Source organism: Stenotrophomonas sp. 1337 (genome assembly GCF_031455455.1).
Lineage (GTDB): Bacteria > Pseudomonadota > Gammaproteobacteria > Xanthomonadales > Xanthomonadaceae > Stenotrophomonas > Stenotrophomonas indicatrix.
Genome location: NZ_JAVDSR010000013.1, coordinates 26,749 through 46,272, shown reverse-complemented (window position 1 = coordinate 46,272; position 19,524 = coordinate 26,749). Strand labels below are relative to the sequence as shown.

Genomic DNA, 19,524 nt, shown 5'->3' with positions numbered 1-19,524 from the left:
CGCGGCCAAGCCCCCATGGATGGGTTTACGGCGTCCCCCGCAACCGGACCCACCCCGCCATCCCACAGGAAACCAGCTTCTGCTGTTGCTTCGGCCGTTGCCGTTGCTGTTGCCTCTGCGGGTGCAGGGCGCAGCCCTGCCGATACCCCCCATTGAGCATTCCGCGCAGTGCTTTGAGCGCCGCACGCACGCGCAACACGGCACGCTGTGCGCAACGGGCCTGCCCATCACTCACCGAGAAGAACCGCCATGACCCTGCGTCATCTGCCATTGCACGCCGCCCTGCTGCTGGCCCTGTCCTCACTGCCGCTGGCCGCGCTGGCCGAGGCCACCTCGCCCGCCCCCACCCAGCAGGTGCCGGGCGTGCAACACCAGCGCATCGGTGCGCTGCAGGTCACGGCCCTGTTCGACGGCGTGGTTGCGCTCGGCCGGCAGGAAGTGGTCGACGTGCCGCCAACGCTGGTCAGCCGCCTGCTCGAAGGCCGCTATGTGCCCGAAGACAAGAAGGGCCTGCAGACCGCGATCAACGCCTTCCTGGTGCGCCAGGGCAAGCACCTGACCCTGGTCGATGCCGGCACCGCGCAGTGCTTCGGCCCTGACCAGGGCCAGGTGCTGGGCAACCTGCGTGCGGCCGGCGTAGACCCGGCCGAGATCGATGAAGTGCTGCTGACCCATGCCCATCCCGATCATCTGTGCGGGATCCTCGATGCACAGGGCAAGCCGGCCTATCCGAATGCGACGGTGTGGCTGTCCAAGGCCGATGCCCGCTACTGGCTCGACCCGGCCAGCGAAGCCACGGCACCGCAGGGCGTGCGTTTCGCCTTCGCGCTGGCACGCAACGCGATCACGCCGTACCAGGCCGCCGGTCGCCTGCACACCTTCCAGCCTGGCGACGCCCTGCCGGGGCACGCGGTGGCGATGGATACCCACGGCCACACGCCGGGGCATGTGTCCTACCGCTTCGACAGCCAGGGCCAGTCACTGCTGGTGTGGGGCGATGTGCTGCATTTCCATGCGGTGCAGTTCGCACACCCGGAAGCAGCATTCGAGGCCGATTCGGATCGCACGGCGGCTACGGCCAGCCGTCGCAGCCTGTTGCAGGAAGCCACCGCCAAGGGATGGTGGGTTGCCGGCGCGCACCTGCCCTTCCCCGGGCTGGGGCACGTGCGCAGCGAAGGCCAGGCCTATGCGTGGGTACCGGCGGAGTTCTCGCCGTTGCCGAAGGAATGAGCGAGCCAGGTTGCCGGCCAGCGGCCGGCACTACCTGACAACGCCCGGCTGCGAGCCGGGCGGCGGGGCTTATTCCAGCCCCAGCCAGCCGCCGATGATGCCGCGGGCTTCATCCACGCCGGTACGGGCCGAGCCGGAGAACACCTGCACACTCACCGTATCGCCGAACGACGAATGCAGTTCCTTGCGTACCTTCTGCAGGGTCTGCATCTGCTGGCTGCGACTCAGCTTGTCGGCCTTGGTCAGCAGCGCATGCGCCGGCAGGCCACGCTGCACGGCATAGGCCAGCATCTGCCGGTCGTAGTCCTTCAGCGGATGACGGATGTCCATCACCACCACCAGGCCCTTCAGGGCCTCGCGGGTGCGGAAGTAGCGGTCGATGAAGGCCTGCCAGTGCGCCTGCAGGTCCAGCGGCACCTTGGCGTAGCCGTAACCGGGCAGATCGACCAGATGGGCGTCCGGGGTAACCTGGAAGAACACCAGCTGCTGGGTCCGGCCAGGCGTCTTGGAGACCCGGGCCAGGCTGTTCTGGCGGGTCAGCGCATTGAGCGCGCTGGACTTGCCGGCGTTGGAGCGCCCTGCAAAGGCCACTTCAGAACCTTCATCGGGCGGCAGCTGCCCCATGTTGTGGGCAGAGAGGTGGTATTGGGCGCGTTCGATGAGCAATGACATGCGCATAGGATCGCATGTTGCGGCGCCGCGCGCCCGGCCCGGGGCCTTCCAGCGGGAAAATGCTGCACTGCTGCGTTGACCGTGCAAGGAAACGGCGTTGATAATCCGGGCGATGCCGGCCGCCGCCGCCCGGCCGGTCCATACGGAGCTTCAGCATGCGCCACGCTCGCGTTCTTGCCGTATCCGCCCTTGCTACTGCCGTTGTTGCCGCTGCTGCCTTTGCGCAGACCACGCTGACCCCGCTGCCCGACAACGGCCCGATCAAGACCGCCTCGCTCGAGGTGGATTTCAGCAAGACCACCTGGGGCGATGCCAAGGCCGGCCAGACCAAGGCCACCGCGTGTGCCGCCTGCCATGGTGCCGATGGCAATTCCACGGTGGAGATGTATCCCAGCATCGCCGGCCAGAGCGAGCGCTACGTCGCCCAGCAGATGGCCCTGATCGCCAATGGCCAGCGCAGTTCCGGCGCCGCCGTGGCGATGGTGCCCTTCGTGCAGAACCTCACCCCGCAGGACATGCGCGATATCGGCGCGTTCTTCGCCACGCAGAAGGCCAACGCCGGCATCGCCGACGACACGCCGGTGGCCGAGGGCCCGTACAAGGGCATGAAGTTCTACCAGATCGGCCAGCAGCTTTACCGCGGCGGCGACGCCCAGCGCGGGCTGCCGGCCTGCATGGCCTGTCACGGCCCCAGCGGCGCCGGCAACCCCGGCCCGGCCTACCCGCACATCGGCGGCCAGCACGCCAGCTATGTCGCCCGGCGCCTGCAGGAGTACCAGGCCGGACAGACCAACGAGACCGACAAGGCGCACTTCCAGATCATGGCTACGGTGGCTCAGAAGCTGACCGAGCAGGAGGTGCAGGCCCTTTCCAGCTACCTGCAGGGCCTGCACAACAAGGCCGACGATCTCGCCGCCGAAGGCGCTTCGACGCGACCGGCTGCCGCCCCCTGACCGCCACTGGTCGGCGCCGGTCGCCACGACGGCCCGTCGCTGCGGTATGTTTCCTTCACGCCGGCGGCTGCGCCGGCGTTGTCATTTTCAACGGAGATGCGTGTCGATGAGGTTGATTCCCCGCCTTCTGCTGTCCCTGCTGGTGCTGCTGCCGTTGGCGGCCTGCGCCGCCACCCCCGCCAACGCCCCGCTGGTCGAAGGCAAAGACTACGAGCGCATCGCCCAGCCTGGCCCGTTCCAGCCGCTGGCCGGCAAGATCGAGGTCGTCGAGGTGTTCGGCTACACCTGCCCGCACTGCGCCCATTTCGAACCGCAGCTGGCCGCCTGGGCCGCCAAGCTGCCGGCCGACGTGCGCTTCACCCCGGTCCCGGCCGCCTTCGGCGGTGCCTGGGATGCCTGGGCACTGGCCTACTACGCCGCCGACGAAGTGGGCGTGGCCAAGCGCAGCCACGCCGCTGTGTTCAAGGCCCTGCACGATGACGGCACGCTGCCGATGCAGAACGTCTCGGCCGATGAGCTCGCCAACTTCTACAAGGCCTACGGCGTGACCCCGGAGCGCTACACGCAGGCCCTGCGCGGCGAGGCGGTACAGAAGAAGGTCGATGCCGCCCGTGCCTTCGCCCAGCGCACCCAGGTGCCTGGCACCCCGGCCATCATCATCAACGGCCAGTACCTGGTCCGTGGCAAGAGCTTCGACGACCAGCTGCGCATCGCCTCGGCGCTGATCGCCCAGGCCCGCGCCGCCCGCGGCCGCTGAACCAACACACACCATCGACACGGCGCTGTCGCCGCCGCATGTCATCATTTCCCTCTGGCCGGCGCCTGACGCCGGCCCCACCTTTCCAGATGCTGGAGACGCTTTCATGAAGACCCGTTTTGCCGCCCTCGCCCTCGCAGCGCTGCTGCCGATCCTGGCGGCCTGCAAGGCCGACGATGGCACCACCAACACCTCCGCCCCGGCAGAACCGGCAGCGACCCCGGCCAGCACCGAACCGGCCGCGCCGGCCGCAGGCGGCGAAGCCGCTGCACCGGCTGCCGAAGGTGACAAGACCGCTGCCAGCGCTGCGCCTGCCCCGACCACCGCCGCGCTGACCGGCCCGGCCCCGGTGGAAGGCGCCGACTACCAGCTGATCCCGAACGGCCAGCCGTTCCAGCCGGCCGCCGGCAAGGTCGAAGTGGTCGAGATCTTCGGTTACGTCTGCCCGGCCTGCGCTGCGTTCCAGCCGCTGGTCGGCCCGTGGAAGGCTGGCCTGCCGAGCGATGTGAACTTCGTCTACGTGCCGGCCATGTTCGGCGGCACCTGGGACAACTACGCCCGTGCCTTCTACGCCGCACAGACCCTGGGCGTGCAGGAGAAGACCCACGAAGCGCTGTACTCGGCCATCCACTCGCAGAAGACCTTGAAGGGCGAGCGCGGTGCTGATTCGGTCGATGACATCGCCAAGTTCTATGGTGCCTACGGCGTGGATCCGAAGCAGTTCGCCGCCACCATGGGCAGCTTCGCGGTCAATGCCAAGACCAACTCGGCCAAGCAGTTCGCCCAGCGCAGCCAGATCAGCGGCACCCCGTCGATCATCGTCAACGGCAAGTACCTGGTGAAGGGCAAGAGCTTCCCGGACATGCTGCGCATTGCCGACCACCTGATCGCCCGCGAACGCGGTGCGGCCCAGGCTCACTGATCAAAGAGACGTTTTCCCGGCCGTGACTTCCCCCACAACACGGACCCTGCGCTTGCTGACGGCCAACATCCAGGCCGGCTCAAGTACCCGCCGCTACAGCGACTATGTGACCCGCAGCTGGTCACATGCGCTGCCGGCGGGTCGCAAGCGCAGCAGCCTTGACGCGATTGCCACTTTGGCGCGCGGTCATGACATCGTCGGCCTGCAGGAGGCCGACCCGGGCAGCCTGCGCTCGGGCTTCACCAACCAGACCCATTACCTGGCCCAACGCGCCGGCTTCAATTACTGGAGCCACCAGCCGAACCGGCGCATGGGTGGCGTCGCCTCCAGCGCCAACGGCCTGCTGAGCAAGCTGGAACCGGTGGAAGTGCAGGACCACGCCCTGCCCGGCCGTATCGGCGGGCGCGGCGTGCTGCTGGCCAAGTTCGGCGATGGCCGCGATGGCCTGGCCGTTGCGGTAGCGCATCTGTCCTTGGGCGCCGGTTCGCGGATGGCCCAGCTCGGCTTCATTGCCGAGCTGTTGTCCGACCATCCCAATGCGGTGCTGATGGGCGACTTCAACTGCCTGGCCGAACGTCCGGAAATGCAGGTGCTGTACCAGAAGACCCGCCTGCAGCCGCCCGGCTGCATCGTGCCGACCTTCCCCAGCTGGCGCCCCGACCGCGCCATCGACCACATCCTGGTCAGTAGCGGCCTGCAGACCCGCACCGTGGAAGCGGTGCCCGCTGCGTTCTCCGACCATCTTGCCTTGGCCATGGCAATCGACGTCCCGGCCGACGCCCTGCGCTGAGCCCTGCCGCTGCGCTCGCCGGGCATGGCCCGGCGCTACCGACCTTGGTAGGGGCCAACCTTGGTTGGCACGCTGACCTGGTGGTGCGGACCCCGTTGGCACGCTGACCTGGTGGGTGCGGACCCCGTTGGCAGGCTGACCTGGTGGGTGCCGACCGTTGGTCCGCACGCTCTCCGCCGGGCATGGCCCGGCGCTACCCCGCCTGCGCCACCGGCACCTTCAACCGCCGTGCGGTCATCGTGCTGCCCACCGAGGCCAGCACCGTGCAGCCGATGGCCAGCCACTGCAGGCCATGCAGGTGCTCATGCAGCAGCAGCATCGCCCACAGCGCGGCCACCGCCGGTTCCATGCTGATCAGGATGCCGAAGGTCTCCTTCGGCAGGCGCTTGAGCGCCATCATTTCCAGTGACATCGGGATCGCGCTGGACACCAGCGCCACCACCAGCCCGGCCAGCAGGATCTTCGGCTCCAGCAACGCCGCACCGGCATGCACCACCCCCACCGGCACCACCACCAGCGACGCGGCCAGCAGCCCCAGCGACACCGAATGCCCGGCGTGCAGGTGGCCGGCGCGCTTGCCGAACACGATGTACAGGCCCCAGCACGCTGCCGCCCCCATGGCGTACAGCACGCCCACCGGGTCCAGTGCCGGGCCGCCGCCGATCGGCAGCAGCAACAGCAGCCCGACCGCCGCGCAACCCACCCACAGGAAATCGATCGGCCGCCGCGACGACAGCATCGCCACCGTCAACGGGCCGGTGAATTCGATGGCCACCGCGATGCCGAACGGGATCGTGCGCAAGGCCATGTAGAACAACAGGTTCATCAGGCCCAGGGTGAGGCCGTAGCGCAGGATGGTGACCGCATCCACGCGGCTGGTCTTCCAGCGCCATGGCCGCCAGAACAGCAGCAGCAACAGCGCTGAAAAGCCCACGCGCAGCGCGCTGGTGCCCTGCGCGCCGATCAACGGAAACAGCTGCTTGGCGTAGGAGGTACCAATGGCCAGTGCGGTGACCGAGCCGAGCACCGCCAGCGCCGGCAACATCGGCGCGATTCGAGAAGTCTGCATGCCGCCAGTCTATTGCGTCGGCGGCGAGCACTTGGCTCAATTGACGGCCCGTCCGCGCAACTTCTGCTCACCATGGCCACCGCCCCCGTGCTGGACAGCTTCGACCGCGCCATCCTCGCCCTCCTGCAGCAGGACAACACCCTGCCGCAGCGGCAGATCGCCGAAGCCGTGCACCTGTCCACGCCGGCGGTGCAGCGGCGGATCAGGCGCCTGCAGGACAGCGGCGTGATCGCCGCCAACGTGGCGGTGATCGACGCTGCGAAAATCGGCCGGCCATTGACCATCATCGTCGAGGTGCGCGTGGTCAGCGAACAGCGCGAGAAGGTCGCCCCGTTCCGCCGCCGCGTGCAGGACGACCCTGCCGTGCAGCAGTGTTACTCGATCACCGGCGACGGCGATTTCCTGCTGCTGCTCTCGGCGGCATCGATGGAGGAATACGAGGCGATCACCGAGCGCTTGTTCGGCGGTGATGACAACATCGAGCGCTTCCGCACGTCGGTGGCGCTGGGCACGTTGAAGCGCGGGTTCGACGTGCCGCTGACATGACGCAGATGCCGTCGAGCCTGTCCTGCTCCTACACTGGTGACGCATGAACACCGCTTCCCCCTCCAACGCCAGACGCCTGCGCCGCTGGTTGCTGCGTGGCGCCGTCCTGCTGATCCTGGTCATCGCGGCGATGGCCTTCTGGAACAGCCCGTGGGCTGCCGCACCGAAGATGCTGTGGACACTCTCGCGCATGCCACCGGCCACGCAACTGCCAGTGCCGGTGGACGGCGTGCGGCCCCGGCAGATCGCCGATACCTTCGGCGCACCGCGCGGGCGCGACCGCACGCACGCGGGTATCGACATCTTCGGCAAGCGCGGCACGCCGGTGCGCAGCGCTACCCCCGGCGTTGTCGCCGACATCCGCGACAGCGGACTCGGTGGCCGCCAGGTCTGGGTGATCGGGCCGGGACGCGAGCGCTATTACTACGCGCACCTGGAAGACTGGGCCGATGGCTTGGCGCGCGGCCAGGTGGTGCAACCCGGCGACCTGCTCGGCCATGTTGGCGACAGCGGCAACGCCAAGGGCACGCCGCCCCATCTGCATTGGGGCATCTATGGCGCCGACGGCGCGCGGGACCCGCTGCCGCTGCTGCAACCGCAGGGCACCCGCTGACGGCAACCGAGCCGAGCCGCGAGGTCGCACGCGTTTGTTCATGATTTGTAAATAGGAATAGTTCGTATTACCATTTCTTTCGTTTCCGGTGGTGCCAGGACGGCCTGCCCGCCCTTCCCCTACCCGTAGCGCCTCGACTCCTGGATGACGGCCGAACGCGCGTGCCCGTTGCAGGAATCCGCATGATCCGTCCCGCCTTCCGTACCCCGCAGCCGCAGCGGCTGTCCGTTGCCGTGCTCGTCGCGCTCTGCGCCGTCGCACCCACCGCTTTCGCCGAAACCGCCACCGACCCGACCACCCTCGACAAGGTCGTAGTGAAGGGCGAGCGCGCCGAAGGCTATTCGGTGCGCCGTACCTCGGCCGGCACCCGTTTCGACCTGGCGCCGCGCGAGATCCCGCAGTCGGTCAGCATCATCAGCCACCAGCGCATCGAAGATCAGCAGTTGGACGACATCATCGACGTGCTGGGCAACACCACCGGCGTCACCAGCACCCAGTCCGACAGCGAGCGCACCGAGTTCTATGCGCGCGGCTTCTACATCGATGCGTACCAGTTCGATGGCCTGCCCACGCAGATGGTGCAGAACTGGAGCTATGGTGACTCCGGCCTGGACCTGGCCCTGTATGACCGCGTGGAAGTGGTGCGTGGCGCCACCGGCCTGCTCAGCGGCGCCGGCAATCCTTCCGCCTCGGTGAACCTGATCCGCAAGCACGCCGACAGCGCCGAACTGACCGGCAGCGTGTCGGTCAATGTCGGCAGCTGGGGCCGCACCCGCACCACCGTGGACGTGGGCAGCGCGCTGAACGCCAGCGGCACCGTACGCGGCCGCGTGATCGGCAGCTACCTGGACACCGACGCGCAGATGGACCGCTACAACCAGCGCAAGACCCTCGGCTACGCGGTGATCGATGCCGACCTGACCCCCGATACCCAGCTCAGCGTGGGCTACGACTACCAGCACAAGAAGGCCAGCGGCGCGACGTGGGGCGGCTTCCCGATGTGGTACGCGGACGGCACTGCAACCAACTACCCGACGTCGTTCAATCCCTCGCCGGACTGGACCTACTGGGACACCACCAGCAAGCGCGCCTTCGCCACCCTGCAGCACGCGTTCGGCAATGGCTGGAAGTTCAAGATCGGCGCCACGCATGATCGCACCCAGGCCGATGACAAGCTGTTCTATCCGTCCTACACCGCCTTCGACAAGACAACCGGCGCGGGCGTAACGCCGATGGCTGGCTTCTACAATACCGAGCGCAAGGTCGATGGCATCGACGGCTACATCGATGGTCCGTTCCAGCTGTTCGATCGCGAGCACCAGTTCATGGCCGGCCTGAGCTACAACAAGCGCGAGTTCGCCAACTACGGCGATTTCCAGATGGGCGGCCCGGGCTGGACCCCGTTCGATACCTACCTCAACTGGACCGGCAACATCCCCCAGCCGAATTGGAATCCACTGGCACTGGCCAGCGAAGGCACCATCACCCAGAAGGCCGGCTACGTGGCCGCGCGGTTGTCACTGGCTGATCCGCTGAAGCTGATCGTCGGTGCGCGCTACACCGACTGGAAGAGCGAAGACGAAGGCAATGATCGCTCGCACAAGGTCACCACGCCGTACGCCGGCCTGGTCTACGACATCAACGACACCTACTCGGCGTACACCAGCTACACCGAAATCTTCCAGCCGCAGACGCTGCGCAACAAGCAGGGCAGCTACCTGGACCCGGTGGATGGCAAGAGCTACGAAGTGGGCGTCAAGGGCGCCTGGTTCGACAACCGCCTGAATGCCTCGCTGGCCGTGTTCCGCATCGAACAGGACAACGTCGGCCAAGCCACCATGGACAAGGTGGATGGGCAGCAGAATGAAACGGCCTATATCGCCGCACGCGGCACGGTCAGCCGTGGCTTCGAGTTCGAGTTGAACGGCGAACTGGCACCGGGCTGGAATGCCACCTTCGGTGCGTCGCGCTACGTGGCCAAGGATATCAATGACGCCGACATCAACACCAACCTGCCGCAGACCGCGCTGAAGCTGTTCACCAGCTACACCCCGCAGTCGCTGCAGGAACTGACCGTCGGTGGCGGCGCCAACTGGCAGAACCGCATCTACTACGCAGCGCCGGTGGTGGGTCGTTTCGAACAGGAAGGCTATGCGCTGGTCAGTGCGTTCGTGCGCTACCGCATCTCGCCGGAGTTCAGCGTGCAGGCCAACCTCAACAACCTGCTGGACAAGAAGTACTACTCGCAGATCACCGGTTACGGTGCGTATGGCGATGGTCGCAACGGCTCGCTGACGTTTACCTGGTCGTTCTGAAGGAACCGTCGCCGGGCATGGCCCGGCGCTACCGCAGCAACAGCAGCGCCGGAATCTCTCCGGCGCTGCTGTACCCACATCAGAACCGCAGGTCCGCGCGCAGGTACCAGTAACGGCCACGCGGGATGTCGTAGGTCGAGGCGTCATAGCCGTTCAACGAACACGACAGGCAGATCGGCGGATCCTTGTCGAACACGTTGTTCAGGCCCGCCGTCAGCTGCAGGCCCTTCATCCAGTCGATCTTGTAGCCCACCTGCATGTCATGGAAGGTGGTGGCCGACAGCGTGTTGGTGCCGGCGGCCTGGTTGCTGCACACCGGGAACGCCACGGCGTCACCGCAGTCTTCGGTCAGTTCGGAAATGTGGCGTACCGTCCAGTTGGCGCTCCAGTTGTCCAGCGTCCAGCCGATGCTGGCGTTGCTGGTCCATTCCGGAATCGAACTGTCAGCCACTTCCACGCCGGGCTTCTGCGGCTGCCGCTGGCCGGCCGCACCGGTGGCCTCGTAGCGACCGACGAAGGTGTTCTTCCAGCCCAGCTTGAACTGGCCGATCGAGCTCTGCGGCAGGGTCCAGAACAGGTCCACATCCCAGCCGTCGGTCTTGATCGAACCCAGGTTGGTCAGGCGGTTGTTGAAGCTGCTGACCGCACCGGTGCTGGCACGGGTAATGCCATCGCAGTAGATCGGGTCCAGGGTATCCACGCACAGGTCCAGCTGGGTCTGCGCGTTGATCGCCTGGATCGCGCCATCGATGTTGTGGCGGTAGAACGTCACTTCCACGTCGAAGCGCTCCGACCAAGATGCATCGTTGCCGAACCAGGGGCTCCACACGAAACCGGCACTGAAGCTGCGCGACCGCTCCGGCTCCAGCTCGCGGTTGCCGCCGGTGGTCACCGAGATCTGCGAGTTGGCCTGCTGGAAGCCGGTCGGCACGCCCAGCGACGCGCAGTTGGCCGCACTGCCACGCGGCGGTGTGCCACCCAGGCCCACCGAGCAGGGATCGAACAACTGCAGATCGGCGCGCGCGGCCGAGCCGTACAGCTCGCCGATCGACGGTGCGCGGAAGCCTTCGGCATAGGTGGTGCGCAGCACGAAGTCATCGGTCACCTGCCAGCGCAGGCCGTACTTGGGAGTGAATTCCCCACCGAAGGTCGAGTAATCCGAGTAGCGGCCAGCCAGGCTCAGGTCCAGCTTCTTGCCCAGTGCCGAGTCGGCGAAGATCGGCACGCTCAGCTCCAGGTACGCTTCGTTGACGTCGTAGGAACCGGACGTCGGCTGCGACGGTACGCCGTTGTAGTGGCCGATCACCGTCAGCGGATCAGGCTGGTACGAACCTTTGTACTTACGGTGTTCGAGGCCGGTAGCGAAGGACACCGGGCCGGCCGGCAGGGTGAACAGATCGCTGGACAGGTTGGCGGTGAACAGGCTCAGCTCGTTCTGGCTGCGGTCGCGCACCACCGGCTGGATCCAGCGCAGCATGTCCGGGGTGATCGAACCGGCGCCACCGAAAATGTTCAGCGGTACGCAGCCCGGCGTGGCCGCGCACACCGCAGGATCGCCCAGCGCCATGTTGACGTTGTAGATGTTGTAGCTGCCGTAGTTGGTCTGCTCGGCCTTGTTCTTGCTGTACATGCCGTTGACGTCCCAGTACCAGCTGCGGTCAGCGGCCTGGAAGTTGCCGACCAGGCCGGTGGCGAAGTACGTGGTATCCACCTGCTGTTCGAACACGCGCGCGCCGCCTTCCACCGGGCGGCGGCCGATCAGGCTCATGTTGCCCGACGACACCAGGTCGAAGCCGAACGGGTTGTACGGGTTCAGTGCCGAGACAACGATGTTGTCGGCCAGCGGATTGCCGGTGGCACCATCAGGGCCGAAGAACAGCGGTTCCGGGCCGGCCTGGTTGGTCGACTCGCGGCGGTTGCCCAGTGCCTTGACGTACCACTGCACGTTGTCGGTGATGTCGAACCGGAACTGGCCGAACAGGCCCTTACGCTCCGACGGTGTCAGCACCATGTTGTATTCGGCGAAGTTGAAGCGGTCGGCGCTGGTGAAGCAGTGGTAGTCGTCGGTGCGGTTGCAGCCGGCGCTGCCGTCGTAACGCGGGCTGCTCACGCCGGTGTTGGGCACGATGTCCTGTTCGGCACCGGTGTTGGGATCGACGAAGGCGAAGCGCCCCTGCGGAATGCCGCCGCTGCCGAAGGCCAGGCCGGTGCCGGGGATCGGGAAGCGCGACTGCTCGCGGTCCTTCGCATACACCGGGTCCTGCTTGGTCCAGCTTGCCCCCAGGAACAGGCTGTAACGGTCGCCGCTCTTGCCCCAGGCCAGGTCCACGCCCTTCTGCGTGCCATCGCCCTTGCCATACTGGCCGTAGTTCATCGTCACCTGGCCGCCATCGAAATCGCGGCGGGTGATGATGTTGACCACACCTGCGATGGCATCGGAGCCGTACAGCGACGATGCGCCGTCTTCCAGCACTTCGATGCGCTCAACGATCGCCAGCGGGATGGTGTTGAGATCGGTGGCCGAGCCCACGCCCGAGGCCGAGGATTCATTGACCCAGCGGATGCCATCGACCAGCACCAGTACGCGCTTGGCCCCGAGATGGCGAAGGTCCACCTGCGCCGACCCCGCGCCGACGCCACTACCGTCGGGTGGGAAACCGAAGTTGCCCGACGAATTGAACTTGGCATTGAGCGCCGAGCCCGAGCCGGTGAGCTGTTGCAGCACTTCACCGATCGAGGTCAGGCCGGTGCGTTCGATGTCGGCGCGGTTGAGCGTCTGGACCGGCACCTGGCCTTCCACTTCAGCGCGCTTGATGCGGGTACCTGTGACTTCGACGCGATCCAGGTCGGTGGTGGCCGATTGGGCAGCAGCCCCCAACGGGGCCAGTGCGGTCACGCACAGCGCGACGGCAACCGCCAAGGGGCGGTGATGCAGGTAATTCATTCGCTCTCTCTCCAAAGGAATGTCGGGACATGGACTGCCGCGCTCCCCCCTGCATGGCGGCAGCGTCTCCTTTGTAAACAAGCGGTAAACATCGCGGCGTGATGCCCGACACTCTTTCACGCGAATTTGACGATTCTGAAAGCAGATAACGTCATTTGCCTACGTATTCACCGGAATGCGCGTACGACAACATCGCCGTAGCGCTGGGTCATTCCCGCGGGGTCACGGTAGCGCCGGGCCATGCCCGCCCGGGTCACGGTAGCGCCGGGCCATGCCCGGCGAAGTGTCGAAGAGGTCTCTGCCAAGCCCGGCGCACATCGCAGGTCTGCCGCCGGGTATGACCCGGCGCTACCGGTACACGTGCGGCCTTCCCTTGGGAAGGCCGCACCGATGAATCGCTCACTGCACGAACGCGATGCGTTGCATGCCGGTGGCTTCGGCGGCGGCCAGGATCTTGGCCATGCCGTCGTACTCGGCCGACGGATCGGTGCTGATGCGCAGCTCCGGCAGGTTGCCGGCATGCTCGCTGGCCTGCGCCTGCAGGCGCGACTGCAGATCGCCGATGGCCATCGGCTGCCCGTCCCAGCTCAACTGGCTGGACGCATCCAGGCGCAGCTCGATCGGCGGCGGCGGTTCGGGGCGATCCACCACGCGATCGGTGGCCTGCGGCAACTGCACGTTGATCGGCCGCGACAACATCGGCGCGGTCACGATGAAGATGATCAACAACACCAACATTACATCCACCAGTGGCGTGACGTTGATGTCCGCCAGCGGGCCGCTTCTTCCTGCGCTACTGAATGCCATGTGCCGCTCCCTGCAGCAGGGCCGGTCGCCCCAGCCCAAACCTACGCCGCACAACCGCCCTCGCGGCAGTGCGGATCCCATCATCATTCAGCTGTCGTTGCCGTCTTCGGCCGTGTACACAATGCGAAACTGAATTCAGCCACTGCCCGCTATGCTGGTCGCCATGACCCGACGATCTTCGACCGCCCTGTCCCTGCTCCCGCTGGCCACCACGCTGCTGATCGGCTGCGCGAGTGCCCAGTCCCTCGATGCCCAGAACGCCCAGCTGAAGGCCGCCATCGCCGCCGCCGAACGTGGCCAGTTCGATCCCGGCCAGGCCGCCGCGCTCAGCCGCCATCCCGCGTATGGCTGGCTGGAGTTCGCCAACCTGCGGCGCAACATCGACACCGTCGATACGGCGCAGGCACAGGCCTTCCTCAAGCGCTACCAGGGCCAGGCCGTGGCCAACAGCTTCCGCAGCGCCTGGCTGCCCTCTGTAGCGCGCCGCCAGGACTGGCCGACGCTGCTGGCCAACTGGGCTCCCACCGACAACCTCGGCCTGCGCTGTGCGCAGCTGACAGCGCGCCAGGCCACCGGCAAGCTGGACCCGCAGTGGATCGGTGAAGCCCAGGATCTGTGGCGCAAGAACGGCAAGTCGTTGCCCGATGCCTGCGACGCCGTGTTCGCCGTGCTGCAGGCGCAGGGTGGCATGAGCGATGCGCTGCGCTGGGAACGCATCGATGCCGCTGCCGATGCACAGCAGCCGGCGGTGATGCGTTCGGCCGCGCGCGGCCTGCCGGCCAGTGATCTGGCCTTGGCCAACACCTACGCCGCCTTCGTCGACAAGCCCAATGCCAGCGCCCTGAACTGGCCGCGCAACGAGCGCAGCCGGCGCATCGCCACCGACGGCCTGGCCAAGCTGGCCAAGGCCGACCCGGACGCTACCGAGCAGCAGCTGCCGCAGTACGCGCAGGCGCTGGGCCTGAGCGCCGAACAGCAGGGCCAGGTGCGTTACCAGATCGCCCTGTGGACGGTGGCGTCGTACCTGCCCGACTCGGCTCGCCGTTTGAATGCCGTGCCCGATGCGGCCTACGACGAACGCCTGCACGAATGGCGCGCACGCGAAGCGATGTCGCGCGGCGATTGGCCGGCGACGCTGGCAGCGATCCGCAAGATGGGCCCGACCCAGCGCAACGATTCGCGCTGGCGCTATTTCGAAGGCCGCATGCTGGAAAAGACCGGCCAGGCACAGCAGGCGCAGCCGTTGTTCCGCGAAGCCGCGCGCGCACCGACCTTCCATGGCTTCCTCGCTGCGGACAAGCTGCAGCAGCCCTACACGCTGTGCCCGTGGAAGCCCAACGACAGCGCACAGGCGCAGGCCGCGGTGGCCCGCGATCCGGCCATCCAGCGGGCGATGGCGCTGTACCAGATCGACCGCGCCGGCTGGGCGGTGGCCGAATGGAACAATGCGCTGTCGCGCTTCGATGACACCCAGCGTCGCCTCGCCGTGCGCGTAGCGCAGGACAACGGTTGGTTCGACCGCGCGGTGTTCGCGCTCGGCAAGCAACCGCAGGAGCAACGCCTGTACGACCTGCGCTTCCCGCTGCACCACGACGCCACGATCCGCCGTGAATCGGCACGCAATGCCATCGACCCGGCCTGGGTGGCCGCCGAGATCCGCGCCGAAAGCACTTTCACCCCGCGCGCGCGTTCGCCTGCCAATGCGATGGGCCTGATGCAGGTACTGCCGGCGACCGGCGCCGGCGTGGCCAGGTCCATCGGCCTGACCGGCTACGGCGGCGCTGACAGCCTGTACGACCCGGATACCAACATCGCCATCGGCACCGCGTACCTGCGGCAGTTGATGAACAAGTACGACGGCCTGCCCTACGTGACCATCGCCGCCTACAACGCGGGCCCGACGCCGACCGCACGCTGGCAGACCCAGCGCCCGGGCTTCGATCCGGACCTGTGGATCGAGACCATCAGCTACAAGGAAACGCGCGAGTATGTCGCCCGCGTGCTGGCCTTCAGCGTGATCTACGACTGGCGACTCAATGGCGACGCATTGCCGCTGAGCGACCGCCTGATGGGCCGCCTGGTAGACAAGCGCAAGGCCTTCACCTGCGCCGCCAACGCCGACCAGGGCGGCGATTGATCACGCTGTATCGGTAGCGCCGGGCCATGCCCGGCGAACGCCATGTGTTCGGCCGGGCACGGCCCGGCGCTACCGTGCCATCATCCCCCCATGAAGATCTATCTTGTCGGCGGCGCCGTGCGCGACCGCCTGTTGCAGCGCCCTGCCGGCGACCGTGACTGGGTCGTCGTCGGCGCCACGCCCGCGCAGATGGAAGCGCAGGGCTACACCGCCGTGGGCCGTGATTTTCCCGTCTTCCTGCACCCGAAGACCGGCGAGGAATACGCGCTGGCCCGCACCGAACGCAAATCCGGCCGTGGCTACCGCGGCTTCGTGGTCGATGCCGATCCGGCGGTGACGCTGGAAGAAGACCTGCAGCGCCGCGACTTCACCATCAATGCCATCGCCTGCGATGAAGACAGCGGCACGCTGGTCGATCCTTATGGCGGTGCGCGCGACATCGAGCAGCGCGTGCTGCGCCATGTCGGTCCCGCATTCGTTGAAGACCCGCTACGCGTGCTGCGTGCGGCGCGCTTCATGGCCCGCTTCGCCTCGCTCGGCTTCACCGTCGCGCCGGAAACCATGGCGCTGATGCGCGAGGTGGCCGCCAGTGGCGAGCTCGACGCGCTGGTACCGGAACGTGTGTGGCAGGAACTGCGCAAGGCACTGGTGTGCGAACGCCCATCGGCGTTCCTGCGGACCCTGCACGACGCGCACGCGCTTGGCCCGATACTGCCAGAACTGGAAGCGCTGTACGGCGTACCGCAGCGCGCGGAATTCCATCCGGAAGTCGACACCGGCATCCACCAGGAAATGGTCAGCGACATGGCGGCGACGCTCGCGCCCGGTGATGACCTGGTCGGCTTCGCCGCACTGACCCACGACCTCGGCAAGGGCCTGACCCCGGCCGAGGAATGGCCGCGCCACATCATGCACGAGCAGCGCGGCATCAAACCGCTGAAAGCACTGTGCGCGCGCCTGAAGATTCCGACCGAGCACCAGCAGTTGGCCGAGGCCGTCTGCCGCGAGCATCTGAACGTGCATCGCATCGACGAACTGCGCGATGCCACCGTGCTGGAACTGCTGGGCCGCTGCGATGCGTTGCGCCGGCCGGAGCGGGTGGCACGCATCGCGCTGTGCTGCGAGGCCGACAAGCGCGGCCGGCTCGGTTTCGAGGACAGCGACTACCCGCAGGGCGAAACACTCAAGCGCCTGCACCGGGCGGCGCTGTCAGTGCAGGCGCGTGACCTGGACACCACAAACCTGAAAGGCCCGGCCATTGGTGAGGCGCTGGCCAAGGCGCGTGTACGGGCGATCGCCGCCGCCCGCTGATGCTTATCCGGCGCTGTCACCGGTAGTGCCGGCCGCTGGCCGGCAACCACAGCGCTATCAGTGCGCCATCCCACGGGTGATCGCCGCAGCGCGCTCTTTCAGCTGCGCCACGGCATCGGGAATCATCTCCATGCCCACGTCCAGGCCGGGGTTCAGCACCAGGCCGACGCCCTCGCCGATGCCCGACAGCAGTGCATGCACCGCGATGGGCATGGCGTGGGCAAACTGCGGCAGCTGCTCATGCCAGATCTCCGCGCGCTCGGGCGCGGTGAACACCGCAAACATCGGCTCGCCGCTTTCGCTGGTCAGCACCAGCGGCGAAATGCTCTCGTCCCAGGCGCCGTCTTCACCGATGGCCTTGTCCAGCAGCACGAACACCGGCGCGGTCAGCAGGCCGTCGAGGAACTGCGAGGCCGTGAGGGTTCCGTCCTGGGCCTGCAACAGGCGCACTTCCAGGTCGTTGGCGGGTTCGAACGGCGTTTCGTGGTCCATGGTCGGTTCCGGTACGTGGTTGCTGGCTGCAACTTTAGCAGGCCCGGCATCAGCCTACGTACACCTCGTTCCGCAGCGGAATCGACCTCAGCGGCCGATCAGGCTTTCCGCCGGAATGCCCAGGTTGCGGTGCAGATTGCGGATCATCTCCAGAGTCAATCCGCGCTTGCGATTCAATACCTCGTATACGCGGTTGAGCTGACCAATCGAGGGCACCAGATCCCTGACGGTCAGACCGCCCTGCTCCATGCGAAAGCGGATCGCTTCGATCGGGTCCGGCAGCTCGATCGGGTAGTGCTTCGCTTCGTAGGCCTCCACCAAGGTGGCGAGAATCTCGAAACGATCTCCCTCTTCGCTATCCAGCGCAGGTTCGTTCTCGAAATAGGCCTCCAGCTCGCGCAACGCGTTCTGGTAGTCGACTTCTGTGCGAATAGGACGAATGTTCATGGAAACTCCGCAGTACAAGCGCCAACCAGATCATAAGCCGCACGCAGCACTTCAGTTATAAGGTCAGCCCCCACCGTGTCCATGCCGCCACATCCACCCCGCCACCGCCAGCCCGGCCACTATCACCAGCATCACCGGCAGGCCGAAGCGGTGCCGGAACGGGATCGGTACCCCGCCCAGCTGCTGGTCCATGCTTTCGGTATCCAGCACCCAGCCATGTTCGCAGCCGGTGCAGGCCAGCTCGTAGCGGCGCTGGTAGACGAAGCCGAACAGCAGGTCGATGCGCGCCATCCTGTAGCGCAGTTGCGGGGCGAATTCGGTTTCGGTCTGGCAGCGCAGGCAGTGGTGCGATTCGGTGGGGCCGACAATCAGCACCCGCTCGTGTTGGCCGATCAGCAGCATGGCTCAGCCGTCCTTGCAGGCCGGCTGGGCGAGCAACCATGTTTCTGCGGCCAGCAGGGTGGAAGGGCCACTAGGCGTGATCTGGTCGGGCTGCAGCTTGGCGCCATCGCCCTGTCCACTGCGGTCGGTCATCACATTCCCTGTCAGCACAAGCATCGAGCCATCTACCAGAGGAACCGGGCGGTTGCCGGTGGAAAGGCCCGCGCTGGGCTGACCGAAACTGCGGCTGCCCGGCTGACCGCGGAACGCCAGCGCCACGGCCTCGCCGGAACTGGCCGTGCCTGCACCCATCACGACCGCGACAGGTGCGGGCGACACCCGCAACGTGTAGGTGGCCTGACGCGAGCGCAGCGAGCCATTGCCGCCGGCCGTCACCGCTCCCTCCCCCTGCCGCCAGGGCTGCAGGCCGCCAGCACTGCGGAACCCACCAATCACGCCTCCCTCGGGATCCGTGGTTCCATGCAGCAACGGCAACAGTCCCAACAGCATGGGCCACATATTGCCGCCGCCATTGCTGCTTACATCCACCACCCAACCGCACCGTGCACCATCATCCAAGGTGGCGATGCGCTGCTGCAGCGCCAGCGCGTACGCCTTGCGCGCCGTATAGCGCTCCTGCTCGCTCTTTCGCAGATCCTCAACGAAGGGGCTCACCTGCAATATGCCGATGCGTGGGTTGTCCTGCCGAGGCGCGGACAAGGCAGCGCTCTGGCCCCCGTTCAAACGCTGGGCGCGCTGGGAACGTTGGTGCTGCTCGCCGGGCGAGATCCATCGCCCATGCCCTCCGCTGCTGCGTGCAGCCGCCTCATCCAGCAAACGGCGTTGCAGAACGCGGTCACTGCCAGCGGCGGCCAGCTGCATGCGCACCTCGCTCCAATCCACGCGGTCGCGATACAGCGACTGCGTTTCCAGCAGTTCCAACATCTGGTCACGTGCTTCAGGCGTAGGCAGTTCGACCGCAGCTTCCGCCGCTCCGGCAGCGGATGGAATCAGAAGCATGCCGAGCATGGCTATGCGCGCATCCCTGTACTTCAGCATTGACGACTCCGTGTCATGTAGTGAACGGGAAGGATAACTGTGTCCAATGGCCTGGCGCTATCACGCAACGCGTCGTTTC

The 19,524-nt window shown here is 66.8% G+C and carries 18 protein-coding genes; 10 read left to right on the top strand and 8 right to left on the bottom strand.

Annotated features, from left to right (window positions below; genetic code table 11):
• The first annotated feature begins 249 nt into the window (after window positions 1-249).
• Window positions 250-1,230, top strand: a complete 981-nt coding sequence (locus J2X70_RS16830) for an MBL fold metallo-hydrolase (protein ID WP_309911310.1) — start codon at window positions 250-252, stop codon at window positions 1,228-1,230.
• Between the two features lie 69 nt (window positions 1,231-1,299).
• On the opposite strand, the gene yihA is transcribed toward J2X70_RS16830, so the two are convergent.
• Window positions 1,300-1,902, bottom strand: coding sequence for a ribosome biogenesis GTP-binding protein YihA/YsxC (yihA, locus tag J2X70_RS16825; RefSeq protein ID WP_025878662.1), 603 nt, complete (start codon window positions 1,900-1,902; stop codon window positions 1,300-1,302).
• Between the two features lie 155 nt (window positions 1,903-2,057).
• Here yihA and J2X70_RS16820 point away from each other — a divergent pair, with 155 nt between their 5' ends.
• From J2X70_RS16820 to J2X70_RS16805, 4 genes are all read left to right on the top strand, one after another.
• Entirely contained in the window at window positions 2,058-2,855 is a 798-nt protein-coding gene (locus tag J2X70_RS16820) for a c-type cytochrome (RefSeq protein WP_025878663.1), read from the top strand.
• Window positions 2,856-2,961: 106 nt separating this feature from the next.
• Entirely contained in the window at window positions 2,962-3,612 is a 651-nt protein-coding gene (locus tag J2X70_RS16815) for a thiol:disulfide interchange protein DsbA/DsbL (RefSeq protein ID WP_025878664.1), read from the top strand.
• Between the two features lie 106 nt (window positions 3,613-3,718).
• Complete coding sequence (locus J2X70_RS16810; RefSeq protein WP_025878665.1) at window positions 3,719-4,534, top strand: thiol:disulfide interchange protein DsbA/DsbL; 816 nt, start codon at window positions 3,719-3,721, stop codon at window positions 4,532-4,534.
• Window positions 4,535-4,556: 22 nt separating this feature from the next.
• Window positions 4,557-5,324: an endonuclease/exonuclease/phosphatase family protein gene (locus tag J2X70_RS16805; RefSeq protein ID WP_032952088.1), complete on the top strand. Its 768-nt coding sequence runs from the start codon at window positions 4,557-4,559 to the stop codon at window positions 5,322-5,324.
• Between the two features lie 193 nt (window positions 5,325-5,517).
• Here J2X70_RS16805 and J2X70_RS16800 read toward each other — a convergent pair whose 3' ends face one another.
• Complete coding sequence (locus tag J2X70_RS16800; RefSeq protein WP_025878667.1) at window positions 5,518-6,393, bottom strand: EamA family transporter; 876 nt, start codon at window positions 6,391-6,393, stop codon at window positions 5,518-5,520.
• 72 nt (window positions 6,394-6,465) lie between these two features.
• On the opposite strand from J2X70_RS16800, the gene J2X70_RS16795 reads away from it, so the two are divergent.
• From J2X70_RS16795 to fhuE, 3 genes are all read left to right on the top strand, one after another.
• A complete protein-coding gene (locus J2X70_RS16795; protein WP_025878668.1) occupies window positions 6,466-6,939 on the top strand; it encodes an Lrp/AsnC family transcriptional regulator in 474 nt (157 codons plus the stop codon).
• A 43-nt stretch (window positions 6,940-6,982) separates the two neighbouring features.
• The gene (locus J2X70_RS16790; protein ID WP_025878669.1) at window positions 6,983-7,552 is read left to right on the top strand and encodes a M23 family metallopeptidase; all 570 of its coding nucleotides are present in this window, start codon (window positions 6,983-6,985) and stop codon (window positions 7,550-7,552) included.
• Window positions 7,553-7,734: 182 nt separating this feature from the next.
• Window positions 7,735-9,867: a ferric-rhodotorulic acid/ferric-coprogen receptor FhuE gene (gene fhuE, locus J2X70_RS16785; RefSeq protein WP_025878670.1), complete on the top strand. Its 2,133-nt coding sequence runs from the start codon at window positions 7,735-7,737 to the stop codon at window positions 9,865-9,867.
• A gap of 79 nt (window positions 9,868-9,946) precedes the next feature.
• Here the strand turns inward: fhuE and J2X70_RS16780 are convergent, their stop codons facing one another.
• Window positions 9,947-12,811 carry a TonB-dependent receptor gene (locus tag J2X70_RS16780; protein ID WP_059065107.1) on the bottom strand — a complete coding sequence of 955 codons (2,865 nt, stop codon included), beginning with the start codon at window positions 12,809-12,811 and terminating at the stop codon, window positions 9,947-9,949.
• Between the two features lie 399 nt (window positions 12,812-13,210).
• Window positions 13,211-13,618, bottom strand: a complete 408-nt coding sequence (locus J2X70_RS16775; RefSeq protein WP_025878672.1) for a biopolymer transporter ExbD — start codon at window positions 13,616-13,618, stop codon at window positions 13,211-13,213.
• 151 nt (window positions 13,619-13,769) lie between these two features.
• On the opposite strand from J2X70_RS16775, the gene J2X70_RS16770 reads away from it, so the two are divergent.
• Both J2X70_RS16770 and J2X70_RS16765 read left to right on the top strand, forming a co-directional pair.
• Window positions 13,770-15,755 carry a transglycosylase SLT domain-containing protein gene (locus J2X70_RS16770; RefSeq protein WP_032975397.1) on the top strand — a complete coding sequence of 662 codons (1,986 nt, stop codon included), beginning with the start codon at window positions 13,770-13,772 and terminating at the stop codon, window positions 15,753-15,755.
• Between the two features lie 90 nt (window positions 15,756-15,845).
• Entirely contained in the window at window positions 15,846-17,066 is a 1,221-nt protein-coding gene (locus J2X70_RS16765; RefSeq protein WP_309911304.1) for a multifunctional CCA addition/repair protein, read from the top strand.
• Window positions 17,067-17,123: 57 nt separating this feature from the next.
• Here the strand turns inward: J2X70_RS16765 and J2X70_RS16760 are convergent, their stop codons facing one another.
• From J2X70_RS16760 to J2X70_RS16745, 4 genes are all read right to left on the bottom strand, one after another.
• Complete coding sequence (locus tag J2X70_RS16760) at window positions 17,124-17,558, bottom strand: SseB family protein (protein ID WP_059065110.1); 435 nt, start codon at window positions 17,556-17,558, stop codon at window positions 17,124-17,126.
• Between the two features lie 87 nt (window positions 17,559-17,645).
• The gene (locus J2X70_RS16755) at window positions 17,646-18,005 is read right to left on the bottom strand and encodes a transcriptional regulator (RefSeq protein WP_140225500.1); all 360 of its coding nucleotides are present in this window, start codon (window positions 18,003-18,005) and stop codon (window positions 17,646-17,648) included.
• 63 nt (window positions 18,006-18,068) lie between these two features.
• Entirely contained in the window at window positions 18,069-18,407 is a 339-nt protein-coding gene (locus J2X70_RS16750; RefSeq protein WP_088100945.1) for a hypothetical protein, read from the bottom strand.
• Between the two features lie 3 nt (window positions 18,408-18,410).
• Window positions 18,411-19,268: a S41 family peptidase gene (locus J2X70_RS16745; protein WP_167552094.1), complete on the bottom strand. Its 858-nt coding sequence runs from the start codon at window positions 19,266-19,268 to the stop codon at window positions 18,411-18,413.
• Between the last annotated feature and the right edge of the window lie 256 nt (window positions 19,269-19,524).